At 57.4% G+C, this 14,113-nt stretch carries 11 protein-coding genes; 3 read left to right on the top strand and 8 right to left on the bottom strand.

Going from position 1 to position 14,113, the window contains the following annotated elements; translation table 11 throughout:
• Nucleotides 1-546 precede the first annotated feature (546 nt).
• The 4 genes from GS620_RS09275 to GS620_RS09260 form a co-directional block, all read right to left on the bottom strand.
• A complete protein-coding gene (locus tag GS620_RS09275; protein ID WP_171615468.1) occupies nt 547-1,533 on the bottom strand; it encodes a zinc-binding alcohol dehydrogenase family protein in 987 nt (328 codons plus the stop codon).
• Nucleotides 1,534-1,806: 273 nt separating this feature from the next.
• On the bottom strand, nt 1,807-3,600 hold the full coding sequence (locus tag GS620_RS09270; protein WP_171615466.1) for an alpha/beta hydrolase: 1,794 nt from the start codon (nt 3,598-3,600) through the stop codon (nt 1,807-1,809).
• A 186-nt stretch (nt 3,601-3,786) separates the two neighbouring features.
• Nucleotides 3,787-4,164: a nuclear transport factor 2 family protein gene (locus GS620_RS09265; RefSeq protein ID WP_171118898.1), complete on the bottom strand. Its 378-nt coding sequence runs from the start codon at nt 4,162-4,164 to the stop codon at nt 3,787-3,789.
• Nucleotides 4,165-4,511: 347 nt separating this feature from the next.
• Nucleotides 4,512-5,681 carry a helix-turn-helix domain-containing protein gene (locus tag GS620_RS09260; RefSeq protein WP_171615464.1) on the bottom strand — a complete coding sequence of 390 codons (1,170 nt, stop codon included), beginning with the start codon at nt 5,679-5,681 and terminating at the stop codon, nt 4,512-4,514.
• Between the two features lie 78 nt (nt 5,682-5,759).
• On the opposite strand from GS620_RS09260, the gene GS620_RS09255 reads away from it, so the two are divergent.
• From GS620_RS09255 to GS620_RS09245, 3 genes are all read left to right on the top strand, one after another.
• Complete coding sequence (locus GS620_RS09255; protein ID WP_171615462.1) at nt 5,760-7,418, top strand: sulfatase-like hydrolase/transferase; 1,659 nt, start codon at nt 5,760-5,762, stop codon at nt 7,416-7,418.
• An 81-nt stretch (nt 7,419-7,499) separates the two neighbouring features.
• On the top strand, nt 7,500-7,946 hold the full coding sequence (locus tag GS620_RS09250) for a twin-arginine translocation signal domain-containing protein (protein WP_171615460.1): 447 nt from the start codon (nt 7,500-7,502) through the stop codon (nt 7,944-7,946).
• Nucleotides 7,947-7,989: 43 nt separating this feature from the next.
• On the top strand, nt 7,990-8,172 hold the full coding sequence (locus tag GS620_RS09245) for a hypothetical protein (RefSeq protein WP_171615458.1): 183 nt from the start codon (nt 7,990-7,992) through the stop codon (nt 8,170-8,172).
• Nucleotides 8,173-8,490: 318 nt separating this feature from the next.
• Here the strand turns inward: GS620_RS09245 and GS620_RS09240 are convergent, their stop codons facing one another.
• Genes GS620_RS09240 through GS620_RS09225 form a run of 4 tightly spaced genes read right to left on the bottom strand, consistent with a single transcriptional unit; the run spans nt 8,491 to nt 14,042 of the window.
• Entirely contained in the window at nt 8,491-9,339 is an 849-nt protein-coding gene (locus tag GS620_RS09240) for an ABC transporter six-transmembrane domain-containing protein (RefSeq protein ID WP_171615456.1), read from the bottom strand.
• Between the two features lie 6 nt (nt 9,340-9,345).
• A complete protein-coding gene (locus GS620_RS09235) occupies nt 9,346-9,765 on the bottom strand; it encodes a DUF2141 domain-containing protein (protein WP_171169022.1) in 420 nt (139 codons plus the stop codon).
• On the bottom strand, nt 9,762-12,890 hold the full coding sequence (locus GS620_RS09230; RefSeq protein ID WP_171615454.1) for an efflux RND transporter permease subunit: 3,129 nt from the start codon (nt 12,888-12,890) through the stop codon (nt 9,762-9,764). The genes GS620_RS09235 and GS620_RS09230 overlap by 4 nt, the downstream gene beginning before the upstream one ends.
• 3 nt (nt 12,891-12,893) lie before the next feature.
• Nucleotides 12,894-14,042 (bottom strand): efflux RND transporter periplasmic adaptor subunit, encoded by a 1,149-nt coding sequence (locus tag GS620_RS09225; protein ID WP_171615452.1) that lies wholly within the window; start codon nt 14,040-14,042, stop codon nt 12,894-12,896.
• Between the last annotated feature and the right edge of the window lie 71 nt (nt 14,043-14,113).

The raw sequence follows: 14,113 nt of genomic DNA, 5'->3' as shown, positions 1-14,113 counted from the left end.
CTCGTCGTCTGGCTCCTCTTCCAGCAGACGAAAGCGCACTTATGTGCATTTCAATAATGGAAAGGCGGTGGAAAATTTCACAACAAATTACTGGATTTGAAACAAAATTTTGTAAACGTCTTGACGAAAATCAAGATCGGTTGAAAAGATTTTTCGTTTGCTTACATTTAAAAATATATTTTTCATATATTTAAATGTAAATATCGGTGACACATTTGTCAGGCATGACACCAATATTCGTTATCTGCGGCACCAAAAGCAGATTTGCAATACAAAGCCAGCATTTTCAGCACGCTGAATGGAAACAAGCTCTTCGCTCATCTGACGGTCCAGTTTGATTGTTGGCGCATGATCGCCCACTGGTTTGCCGGTATGATCGTGCCCGGCACGGGTGGGCGGCATCCCAGTGCGCCGAGCGGTCTTTCGTGCTCCGGTGTTCCGTCCGTTCCTCGATCAGGATCCGTTTGCCTAAGCCACCACCCTAATTTCGGATGCTGACGTCCGCTGTGACTTGTCAAGCCGGTGCGGGGCGCGACAGACCATTGGTCAGGGAACCAAAACCGCTGCCCCTTGCAATCGTCCGGCGCCCAGATCCGCGAGGGCTGTGTTGCCGTCTTTCAGTGAATATCTTTGGGTCCGTGTCTGGATGCCTGCGGCTTGAGCCATTGCAAAAAACTCCTCACCATCCTGACGCGTCAGGTTTGCGACAGACAGGATTTGACGTTCCCCCCAAAGATCGCTGTAGGGAAAGGAAGGAATATCGCTCATGTGAATTCCGCCGCAAACCACGCGGCCGCCCTTGCGGACAGATTGCAGCGCTTTGGGCACAAGGGCTCCGACAGGTGCGAATATGATTGCAGCATCCAGTTCCGCCGGTGGTCGTTCGTCGGACCCACCAGACCATACCGCGCCAAGGTCACGCGCAAACTCCTGCGCCTCGATATCGCCGGGCCGGGTCAGCGCATATACATTCCGGTCCTGCCAGACGGCCAGTTGTGCAAGGATATGCGCGGCAGCTCCGAAGCCATAAAAGCCGATATTCTTGGCATCCTGGGCCATTCGCAGACAGCGAAACCCGATAAGCCCGGCACATAACAACGGCGCCAGTGCAACCGGATCGGCAAGCTCTGGCAGGGCAAGGACATACCGTGCATCCGCAAGGCAAGCTTCGGCAAATCCTCCGTTTCGCGTGTATCCCGTGAACACCGGCGCGTCACACAGGTTTTCCTGTGCGCGATGGCAATACGGACATTTCCCACAAGTGGACCCAAGCCAAGGCACGCCCACGCGCTGACCGGTTTCCAGCCCTGTTACGGCATCCCCCTTTCGAACGATCCGCCCAACGATTTCGTGGCCCGGAACCAGTGGAAGTTCAGGATGTTCGAGGTCACCATCGACGATGTGAAGATCCGTTCGGCAAACACCACAAGCCTCGATCTGGATCTCGATGTCATGAGGGCCCGGCGCCGGAAGTTCGATGTCTTCCAGTTTCAGCGCGCGGCCGGCCTCGTTCAAAACCATTGCGCGGGTCATGGTCCAACTCTCCAGATACATCCGCCCGAAATCATCTGTTTATTGCCTCTTTTCGTTGCAAATTTCGGGCTCGGCCTTCGACAAAACCGTAAATGTGGCACTGGGTTCCGACGACCTGAACGATAGCACTCCTGCGCCGCAGCAAGGCTTGATCCATCGCAAAGTCCCAGATCTGACCGAGCGACCAAAACCTCAACTGCACCTGAAGGGATTGCGCAGGATGTCCAAGGGTGATTGACCGGGCACTGACGGGTCTGACCCTCGCCACCGGTTTCAGGTCTGATGAATGTAGCTGCCCGGCGCTTTGAGCAGGTTTTCAGCCCCCCTTCGTTTTCCGCCCATCGGCGGCGGCGCAGTTTCGCCCGATGAACGGTCTTTGATCCAATCCACCATCGCAGGCCACCAGGAACCTTGCTTTTCTTCGGCCGACTCAAACCACTCATCCGGCGAGGTATACAGCGCGTCCGCCGGCCTGTGGCCCAACCGATAGTGGCGGTGCTTGTGCCCCGGCTCGCTGAGGATACCGCCATTGTGACCACCGTTGGTCAGCACGAAGGTGAGATCTCCGTCGGTAAACAGCCGAATTTTATACACTGATCGCCACGGGGCAATGTGGTCGGATTCCGTTCCGACCACAAACATGGGTACGCGTATGTCCTTGAGCGCAACAACCCGACCTTCGACAGAAAAGCGCCCGGCGCTCAGCCGGTTTTCCAAGAACAGACCGCGCAAATATTCGGAATGCATTCGCGCCGGCATCCGGGTCGTGTCATTGTTCCAGACGGTCAGATCCGTAGGCAGGTCGTCTTCACCCAGAAAATAGCGGCGCACAGCCCGGGCATAGATCAGATCTTCGGCGCGGATTGTCGTGAAAGTTCGCGTCATCTGAGGGCGATCAAGATAGCCCTGCAACCACATCAGGTCTTCGACAAAAGCGACCTGGCTGTCATCGATAAACAGCAAAAGCTCACCGGCTTCGGCGAAATCAACCTGCGCCGCCATCAGCGTAACGCTTGCAAGCCGGTCATCGCCATCGCGTTGCATCACCGCAGCTGCAATCGCCAAAAGTGTGCCGCCGAGGCAATACCCATTGGCGTGGATCTTTTGACCCGGAACGATTTTCTCGATGGCCTCGATCGCGGCCATGACACCGTTCAGGCGATAATCCTCGAGGCTGAGATCAGCCTGATCAGCCATGGGATTGACCCAGGAGATCATGAAAACGGTAAAGCCCTGCTCGACCAGATAACGCACCATGGAGTTTTCCGGCGAAAGGTCGAGCACATAGTATTTCATGATCCATGCAGGCACGAAAAGGACCGGTTCCGCCTGTACGCGCTTGGTGCGTGGAGTGTATTGAATCAGCTCGAACAGCGCGTTGCGATAAACGACCCTGCCGGGGGTTGCGGCAATGTCTTTACCGATTTCATACCCCTGAGGGGCAGGTTCGTGCTGTTGCGTTATGGTATGGGCAACATCCTCAAGAAAGTGGGCGGCGCCCTCTATCAAATTGCGACCGCCAGTCTGGAACGTGCGATTGATGATTTCCGGGTTTGACCACGGGAAGTTCGAAGGAGAGACAAGATCAAGTGCCTGGCGAATCTGAAATTGCGCGCGTTCGGCGTCACGGGGGGCGATGCCCGGCATTTCGTCCGTTGCGGCCTGCCACCAATCCTGTGCGCTCAGAAAAGCCTGCTGCCAAAGGGAAAACGGCGCCTTCTGCCAGCCGGGCGCATTGAAACGGTGATCCTGCTTACGTGGCTGAAAAGGCGGAGTGGCCTTCGCGCCGGTCGCCATCTCGCTGGCATAGACCCAGAGTTTGGCCGCATCGCGTGCCGCGCGTTCTGTCAGTTCAAGCTGGCGTCCGGGTGAACGACCCAGGTGCAGGGCCCAATCCATCCAGGTGGCCATTATCGAATGCGGGGAAACACCGGCGGTGGCACGGGCAAGGGCCGCGCGCGTTGCGCGGTCAAGTTTCTCATAGGGGTGTGGCGGGGCATTCTCGTCGGTATCTGCCGCACAAACCCCGGCCTCGGCAGACAGCTTGTCAGGTGAGAGTTCGGTCATCTGGGTTCTCCGATCCGGGCAGAGTGCTAAAATGCTGCAAGCTTTAATCCATCTGTCCACCAAGCCCCGGACCGACCAGTCAACCGCCCATTTTGATTGGACGTACTTGATTGCAGCGCCGGACCTGGCGAGGCTTCCTGAAATGGACGCAAGCGCTTGGGAACCCGTGTTGCCGGGCGCCGTTCGCTATTTTGGCAACATAAAGAACTCTTCCAGTACAATCTTGCCATCCTCAACGGAATAAATGGCAATCTCGCTAAGGTTCATTCTTTGTCCGGTGTCTTTCTGCACGACCTCGGCATTGAAACGCACGCCAAAGCGATTGGGCGGATGAACAAAAGGACCATCTGCCGTAAGCGTTTGGATTTCATGCGTTTTCAGCCAATCTTCCCGCTTTGCCTTGATCGCGTCGCGACCCTTTGTAATCCGAAATTGCCGCACCGGAGGCACAACCGCCTCTATGGACTGAGCGTTTTCCGCGTACATCTCGTCAACACTTGCCAAGCCATTGCGATCACGCATCGCCTGAACAAATGTCCGCCCAATTTCGACCAGTCTTTCCATGCAAGACCTCCTGATACACCCGTGACTGTATCTCGTCGGGCCGCATCCAACCTTGACAAAGATCAAAATGAGACGGCCCTGCAAAGATTGGCCACCGGGCTTGCTTCGGAACAGGCAGAACTGCACCTTGTAAATTTGGACGCAGCAAGTAGCCGCCATTCGTTGGGCAAGATGTGATCCTGCGGGTCTTGGCGCATCTCAACTCTGTACCGGACGACACCATACTGCTCGAAACTGGCAACAACCCTCCTGCCGATATGCGCTTGACGCCAGCTCAGGGCAGGAAGGTGCTGGCCCCTACCCCTGATAATTCCGGGTGTTGAAGAGCGCGAATTGGTACGGGAAACCTATTTCTGCACGCCCCTTGTTTCAGACGGCAGCTCTCGGAAAAACAGCCTGTAGTCGCGCGCGAACTGGCCCATATGCCAAAATCCGAGCCGGTTTGCAGCATCGGTTATCGTTCCGCTGAAAGACCCTGAAAGAAGGTCCTCGCGAACACGGTTCAACCTGAGACGCATATAATACGACTTGGGGCTTTGTCCGAACTGTTCCTTGAAAGCGCGATCCAGAGTTCGCCAAGACGCCCCGCTTTCTTTACAAATCTCTTCAATTGAAATCGGGTCTTCCAGATTGGCAACCATAAGATCGGTTGCGCGCTCCAGGGCACGCCGCCTGGTGTCCGCCTGACTTCTGTCAAAATGCGCTTCGTCGTCGGTCAGGATAACCAAGGCTTCAAGCATCAGGGCCTGCTCAGCCGCCTCAGACCACTGCGCATCAACACTGTTAAGAAACCCGGCTACGCGACCCTCCAGATTCGCCATGCTGGCCAAACCTGCTTTGGACCTCAGTCTGTGGGCATCCGGGTTGTCGCGCGCCAGGTGAAATCCGCAGGACTCTGCAAAATTCTCCAATCTTTGGGTTTGGAAGGAAATGACATTTCCCGTGAAACCGGCCGTCGAAATACCGTCAAACCCATCACTGTCACCGAAGGACAGGAATGCGTTATCGGTTACGTCCTTTGCCTGCCATTTGTCGACCGCACCATTTGACGGAATCCCGAACGTCATCCAGCCCTTGGGCGAAACACCACGTTGATGAACGCGTTGGTTCATCGCGATGCTGAGAGCGGAGACCGATCGCCCTGAGCGCACCCTTATGGACGTCGACAACCGACCGGGATCGAGCTGTCGGAAGTCTATCTCCCACGGCGTGATTTCCCCGATTTTGTTGGGATGTTCGAAATTCAGCACGGCTGCGGGCGTCACCCCGCCCGATACGGAAAGGACACCCTTTTGCGAATTTGGCGAATTCTTGATGCGGTCCATTCCCAGAGCCTGACACTTTACCGGTAATGTAGCGAATTCGAACCGCAGGGAGTCAAGTGTCAGCAAAAACTCCAAACCTCGCCACCATGGGCCGACCACGGCTTCCTGAGGCCGATGCCCGATCAGAGCGCGTGGTGACGTTTCTAACGCCACCAGAACACCAGCGGTTATCTGAGCTGGCGCATCAGTCAAACCAATCTCTTTCAGCAAAATGTCGCGACCTGATTGTTCAGGCGATGAACTTCAGGAGCACCAAAGGGGGAACGAAGAATGACTAATGTTGTCCAAAGGACTGGCATCGCAGCCTGTTTGCTAGCAGCGCTGAGCACCACACAATCGGCCGCACAACAAGACGCGATTGTGCATGACGGTGAATTTGCGTTCCTGCGCGCCCAATTTGGCGAGCAATGGGATGCGCAGGACGTCGAGATTGATGCGAGGCTGGCTGAACTTCGGGAAGCCAACGGCGGCAAACCCCCGAATTTCCTGTACATCCTCATCGATGACATCAGCTTTGGCCAGATGGGCGAACGCAAACTCAACTATGTGATGGGCATTGAAACCCCGAATATCAATGACTTTGCCAGCGAAGGCATGTCGTTGATGCGGATGTACACCGAGCCCTCATGCACGCCCACTCGTACGGCCATGCTGACCGGGCGCCACCCGATCCGGGCCGGCGTGGAAGAGGTGAAAGTGGCTTTGGTGGGGGAAGGGCTTCCTGCCAGCGAAGTGACGCTGCCGGAAATCCTGAAACAGGCGGGCTACAACACCTCGCATGTCGGCAAATGGCATCAAGGCGATATCGAAGAGGCCTATCCGCACAATCAGGGCTTTGACTGGGCGGCCTTCCCGCTGCATCAGCAGGTTCAGCTGAGCCTGATGACCCGCGAGGCGATGCAGGCGAACAACATGTTGGGGTACCACGCGTCGGGACAGAACAATGCCCTTCTGCTGGATGAGCGTTTCAAGCCCTATGGTTTGGTGACAGGTGTCGAAGCCGAGGCCGGAGGGCAAGCCCGCGAAGTCGAAATGGCCGCAGGTGAAGAATGGACCCAAGCCAAATACGAAGAGATGAACGAGCGCTACCAGATGCAGGCAATTGAACAGCTCGAGCGTGTCGCAGCCTTGGATGAGCCGTTTTTTCTGCAATACTGGCCGCTTTATCCGCTGAACTTTGTCTATCCCGATCAGGCGCTGTCACGTAACGGAGGCTTCCACGCGGACAAGTTGCAGCTTCTGGACGGTTGGATCGGCGACGTTCTCGACGCGCTGGAGAAGACCGGCGAGGCGGGCAACACCATCGTCATGATTATGGCCGACAACGGGTTGATGTACCATTACGAAGGAACATCCGGGCTGAACCAACTGATCTATCGCGGCGGCAAGACCCAACATCTCGAAGGGGGTGTGCGCACTGATGCATTCATTCGCTGGCCCGGTGTGATCGAGGCTGACAGCGCCGCCGGTGACATTTTTCATGTGTCGGATATCTACACGACGATGGCGCGTATCGCTGGCGCCACCGACTATATCCCGCGTGATCGGGTGATCGATGGGATCGATCAGACGGCCCTGCTGCTGGAAGGCGAAGGCAATGGGCGACGCGACTACGTCTATGTGTACGAGGGCCCGGTTCTTCGCTCGGTCGTGAAACAGGAGTTCAAGATGCACCTGCCTGCGCCGGGCGCGCCCGGAGCCGCCGCGCCAACGTACAACATCTATCGCGACCCGCGCGAACTGCATCCGCTGGTCGGGTACTCCCTCTGGGCCGGCGCCTCGTTCCAGGACATGATCAAGCGACATCAGAAGATGATCGCCAAGTATCCGAACTCGGAAATCGGTAAAGACGTCCCCTATGGCGGCATCGAGAACCTACGCCCCGAAAGCGAAAAGGCGCGGCAGGTTTTCATGAGCTGGCAAGAGTGAAGCCTTGATGGCGCGCGGAACCTGCCCGCGCGCCAACGACAACCTATGCAGTCAAGACAACACTGGGCCACTCCCCAAGGCTTGGACAAGATTCCGCGTGGCCCAAGCCAATGGAATGCCGAGGAAGGTAATGTTCCAAGGCAATCTTTGAACGCATCGGCGCCAGTGTTTGCCCTGATATTGTTCAATCTGGTAGCAACTGGCTTTTTAGGCTTTGACCGGATGTGGTTTTTTGCGGATCGTTTGACCGATGTGCCAACCGTATTCCAACCCAGCTGGACAAATCACCGTGCACAAAAAACCTCTGCTTTGATTACTGACTACCTTAGCCGCCGCGGCTTTTTGAAAGCCTCCATGAGCGTGGCCGCATCGCCTGCTATGCTGGGCGCTGCCTGGAACAACGTCACAACCAAGGTTGAGGCCCGACAGTCCGAACCAAAGACCTTTGATCAGGTACCCCTCACGGTTCCGCTGCCGTCGAGGAGACGGGATCGAAATCAAGGTCAGCGCTTTCAACAAAGATATTGATCCGAACGCGGCCCGTATCACATCGCCCAGCATCGGCGCCAAGGTGGCCGAGCAATACATCGTATCGCGCTATGACACGGTTTCGCAAACTGGTTGGGCGCAGCTGATCGAAGGCAAGGGCGAGGCCTTCTGCGCGGGCACCATCTATTGGTTCCTATGTCTCAAGCGGAAGGACCGCACCACTCAGCAAATCACGCATAACGTTCTCAGCCGTTTTACAGCCTGACCTAAGCAATTGCAGATGGGCTGGCGTGGCTGATCCTTCCCTACCGGAAAGATCCCGCCGACGCTGTCTTGGCAAAGCTACAGCCTGTACGACATTCCATTCAACACTCTGACCTGCGCAGAGACACTGCCATTGTTTCGAAACCTGCTTTTCCCGCGTTACAGGCCTCTGACAGTTTTGCCGCAGAGCAATCGCACAGGGTATTTGCCACAAAGAGCTGCCCTGCCGCATGCTGGAGGGTGGTTCAACAGCGGTCACGAGAAGACCAACACCTGATTGCAACACCTGTTCCACGCAACTTGCAGTTTGAAAATCTGATCATCCTCTCTGCAATCGGACTGTGATTTCGGACAGCCGGGACCAGGATTGGAACGTGATCGGCAAAGCAAGTGCGGCTTCAGCAAATTCCCATGAGTAGCTGACAATCGAAAAGATCATTCCGGGTGTCGCCTCCAGGTTTTGCGTCGCAAACCACAGGTTGAACAGGATCAGACCTATCAGCAGAACGAAGATCACACCGTACAGGTAAGCTTCGGTATCCGAGAGCTTCACTTCGAAACGACGCAGTTTCGTCAGGTGGACAAGCACCGGGCGGACGCGGCGTTGCTCCAGAATGCTGACCTGATGTTCCATCTGCTCATTCAGGGCCCGGTTCCATTGCCAGAACGTCGAATGAAACAGGGCGTAGATGCATATCATTCCCACAAGCACCCCGCAGGCTGACAGAGCCAGCACCGGCGAGAAGTAAAACAGCAATATTGCTGAGACGACGAACTGCATGATTCCTGAAATGGCCGAAGGCAGGATCTCTTCCAGAAAGTCGGCCAGTTCGCGCCCCATTCCGATCCGGGCGTTCAACGAAGAAATCGGCAGGTTTGAAAAACGCGCAGCAAGCGCCTTGCCCAGTTCGACGCGGATCGTTCCGTAGACGCGCGTATCGTATATCCGCCGGATCACGCCGATCAGCGTGAGGGCGACCATAAGAGCGCCCAGATGCACAAAGGGCTGAAACTGTCCGCTCAGCAATCCATCGATGGCAAAGCCGATAAACAGCGGGATTAGCACAGTCAGTGCTGTTTCCGACAGGATCAGAAACCATGTGATCCCGACACGCCACCGAAACACGCTCAGCAACGTGCCGATCGTCAGTTTTCTGTCCCTCAGCATGCGGCATCACTGATCATAGTGGACACGAACGCGGACATAGCCCGGCCAGACCGAGGCGGCCTTGAAATCAGGCATGTCCTGAGGGTTCGGGGCGCCGGTTGAACCCAGCCCCTCCAAAAGCTTCGTCTCGGTCATGTTCAGGTCTTCGTCCTTGTTTTCGTCGTGAAACAGCAGCACCGCATAGGGGCCGGCCGTCAGGTCGGGAAACTCATGGCTGACACTGCCTTTGCGGGACGGAACCTGGGCGTAGTCAATCGCGCTCTGGACATCCAAACCGTCAAAGGCGCGCGCGTCGTCGAAAACAAGGATCACAATGTTTCCCTTGGCGTTGCGGATACCCTCCACAATCACGTTCAGACCATCAGAGGCGGCAGGCGTTGCAAGCGCCATCAGGGCGAATGCGGGGGCCAGAATGCTTCGAGTCATGACTGTGTCCTTTCTCCGGAAGGGTGCGGCGGGACTGGCTTGAAGACGACAAGGACATCTTCGGCAATGGCGATCAGAACGGGCACCAGCAGCAGCATGAGGGCGGTGCCGAACAGTTCGCCAAAAGCCAGAGAAATGGCGGCAGGGATCAGGTACTGCGCCTGTTCCGAGGTTTCCGTCAGCAAGGGCAGCAGGCCGATCACCGTCGTTGCGGTGGTCAGAAAGATCGCCTTGAAACGTCCGATGCCGGCGCTTTTCAGCGCCAGGTTCACGGGCTGACCTTCCTCGCGCGCCTGATTGTATCGGGTGATCATGACCAGACTGTCGTTCACGATCACGCCGGTCAGCGCCAGCATGCCGAAGAACGAAAACAGCGACAGCGACACATCCATGATCAGGTGCCCGACCGCAGCCGCGATAAAACCAAAGGGCACGATGGCCAGAATGACGAAAGGTTGCCAATAGCTTTTCAACGGCACGGCCATCAGCACATAGATCAGAACAGCTGCCAGCAGCAGCGCACGTTTCAAGCCACCGCTGATATCGGCCATCTCTTCCAGTTCACCGGCGGGCAGAACTGTGACGCTCGGGTACTTTTCGCGGAGTTTCGGGACCAGCTGATCGAACACTGCCTGACCAACCTCTTCGGGGGCAACACGGTCACGGTCGATGGACGCGGCCACGATGTTCATGCGCTTGCCGTCGCGGCGATCGACGGTGTCAGAGGCGTAGGTGCCTTCGATTTCGGCAACCGTCTCAAGCGGCACCCAGGCACCGGATGCGCTGCGCAACTGGGTCTGCATCAGATCGGCGAGCGTATCGCGGTTTTCCCGCGCGTTCTGCACGACCACGCGGATTTCGGACCCGTCGCGCCGAACCTTGGTCACCTCGGCCCCGCCGAACCCATAACCAATCTGTCTGGCCAAAGCCTCGGCATTGAAGCCAAGGTGCCGCGCGTCCGGACGCAGGCGGAGTTTCAGTTCGGGCTGGCCGCCCGCCAGCCCATCCCGAACATTCGCCACGCCCTCAATGTTCGACAGGAAGTCTTTCATCTCGGCGCTGGCCTGTTGCAGCAGGTCTTCGTCTTTGGACGCCAACCGGATGCGGAATCCTCCGGCGAGTGTTTCCGAGCCGGTGAACTCCAACTCGGTTGCACCTTCGACCGCACCAGCCCGGTCGCTCCATTCGCGAACCACGGAAAGGATCGGAACATCCGGTCGTTCGGCCACCGGGATCATTTCAGCGTATATTTGCGCGTTTCCTGCGCCGTTGATGATGCTGAACACCGTCTGAACGGGCGGCGTGGCCATGCCCGCGCCCTCGGCAAGCTCGGCGTTCAGATCGCTCAACACAGTTTCAATCCGGTCCACGTTCGCGCGGGTCAGCGCAAAGGGCGCGCGGGCGTCCATTTCCAAGTTCATCGTGATGATCTGACCGGGCACTTCGGGAAAGAACACCGTTCTGACCTTGCCCTTGTACATCAAGCCAAGCCCCAGCGTCGCGGCGGCGACGAACAGGATCAGCACTGCATAGCGCTGCCGCACCGCGGCGACAAGCAAGGGCTGATAGATGCGATCCCGTACCCAGTCCAGGCCGCCCTGCGCAGTATCCTGTACGCGGCCCCAGAGGCGGGACAGCAGGTACCTGCGCTCTTGCCCCATCGAAACCTGCGCCAGATGGGCGGGCAGGATGAACTTGCTTTCGATGAGCGAAAAGACCAGCGTCAGGATCACGATCCCCGCGAACCCGGCCAGTACCTTGCCCAACGGGTTGTCGATCAACAACATCGGGAAGAACGCCGCGATTGTCGTCAGAACGCCGAAGACTGTTGCGACTGCCACGCGGTGCACGCCGCGTTCAGTGTCCTGAATCGGGTCTTTGCCCTTTCGACGTTCCTCGAAAACGCTTTCTCCGACCACAACGGCATCATCGACCAGAATGCCCAGGGCGATGATCAGACCGAAGGTAGTGACATCATTGAGCGAATAGTCCACCCATTTTGAACCCGAAACGGCTATGGCCCCCATGACCGAAACCGGAATGCCCATGGCAACCCAGAAGGCCAGGCGCACGTTCAGAAACACCGACAGCATCAAGGTCACAAGGATCAGCCCCTGCACCCCGTTGGACCGCAACAGCGCCAGCCGGTCCGAGATATAGCCGGCGCTGTCGCCCCAGACATCGACCTGAACCTGCGACGGCAACTGGCGGCTGAACTCATCCACCGTGCGGCGCACAACGTCACTGATCGTCAGCAGGTTCTCTTTCTGCCCGACCAGAACCTCCATCCCGACAGTTGGCTTGCCGTTCAGCCGAAACAGGTACTCGCCGTCCTGAAACCCGTCTTCGATCTTGGCAATATCACCCAAGGGCACAAAAGACCCGTCGTCACGTTCAATGATCGGCAGGGCCGCATATTCAGGAGCGTATTTTGCGCGATCATCGGCCCGCAGATAGATCGTGCCGCCCTCGGTCCGCAAACGGCCTGCCTGAAATGTCACCGAGTTTTCCTCGATGGCGCGGGTCACATCCGCCACGGTCAGGCCATAGTGGCGCAGCAGCGCAGGGTCGATTTCGATGCGCAGTTCCCGCGGGATCAGACCCCAGATTTGCAGCCGCGACAATTCCGGTTGCGCCAGCAGCTCTTCTTTCAGGCGCTGCGCCAGGCTCTGCAATGTGGCCGGGTCCGTTTCGCCGAAAAGGTTCAGATAGAGCGCCGGAAAATCGAAACCCGACGCTTCGATCACAGGGCGGCGCGCGGTATCGGGCAGATCGGTCAACCCATCGATGCGAATGCGGACCCGATCCAGAACGGCTTGCAGTTTCTGGCCACCCGCGCGGCGGACGGTCACGACACTCAGATCGTTTTGGGATTGCGAAGTCACACTGCGCACGCCCTCCAACCCTTCCAGCGCCTGCTCAACTTTGCGGGTCACCAATTCATCGACCTGTTCGGCAGTGGCGTCCGGGAACTCGATCGAAATCGTAACGCTTTCCGCAGGTATGCGAGGGAAGCCCTCGATCCGAATATTCAGCAGCGTCTGCACCCCAAGAAAGAGGATCAGCGCCATCATCAGATTGGCGGCGACAGGGTTGCGGATAAACCAGGATGTCAGCGCGTGCATGGCTCAACCCCCATCCGACAGCGGCGTGACGCGCTGACCCGGCAGAAACGAGGCCAAAGGTGTCTTGGCCACGCGCCATGGGCCGTTCCCGTCGGGGGCCTGTATCGTGACAGCACCTTCGCTGCGGAACAGGATGTTCGGACTGAACCTCTGAAGGTGGTCGTTTTCATCCACAAGCCAAATGTACCCCGCACGCGTCAGGGCGCTTTCCGGCATGGTCACGGTGTCAGCAATTCGCCGTCCTGGAATGTGCACCTTCAGAAAGTCTCCGGCGAGTATGCCGTCACCGGGGTTTGCGACATCCAAAAAGACGCGCACCTGTCGTGTGTCCTGATCCAGAAACCCGCCTCCACGCCGGACCCGAGCCTGCCCAAGGCTTTCGCCCGAGCGGTGCGTCAGGTCAGCAGCAACGCCAGAGATCGGATGATCAAACAGCGTCCAATCCGCTTGGCTGAACGCGGCAACCAGCTCGAATTGCCGGTTGTCCGACAGGTGTATCAGGGGATCGCCCGGGTTGACCGTCTGGCCAAGGCTGGCAAAGCGACGGGTGACAAAGCCTGAAAACGGGGCAACAACTTCTGCGTCCTTCAGGTCATTTCTCGCTGCATTCAGGCGAGCCTGCGCCGCTGCAACGGTTTTTTCGGCAACGCGCAATTGCGGCAGGTTCACGGCCAGTTCGTTTGGCGGTTCCACCCCGTCTCGTTCGAACTGCCGTTTCGCGACGGTTACGTTGTTCTGCGCGCGCAACAGTGCAAGCTCTGCTCGCTCAAGCTCCATCTCAGCGGCTGCAACGGCGCTTTGATAAGGAGCATTTTCGATTGAAAACAAAGGGGCGCCCCGTTCCACCTGTGTCCCGGCCAAAGCACCGGCATGGACTGCGGTGATGCGCCCGGACACAGCAGATCGCAGCTCGGCATCCCAACGAGGCCGAACTTCGGCAAATGCAGAAACTCGCGCCTGCACGGTTTCCGGAACAACAGTTACGACAGAGACGGTCGGTGGCGGAGGTGAGATGTTTGTTGCCTGAACATCAACCGTATCTTCCGTGTCAAACAACAGGATGACGATCGCCACAAACAGCATCAGCGACAATCCAATCCAGAGCCATCGTCGGGCTGGTCTTCGCTGAGCTTCTGAGGTTTTGTCTGTCATTGTCCTGTTTTTCCTGAGCCGCCTGAACCATTGCGCCTTGTGGTGCACGATTGGATATCATATACTATGAA

Source organism: Ruegeria sp. HKCCD6428 (genome assembly GCF_013110595.1).
Taxonomy (GTDB): domain Bacteria; phylum Pseudomonadota; class Alphaproteobacteria; order Rhodobacterales; family Rhodobacteraceae; genus Ruegeria.
Note: the sequence above shows the minus strand (reverse complement) of the source record. Positions and strands in the feature narration are given on the sequence as shown.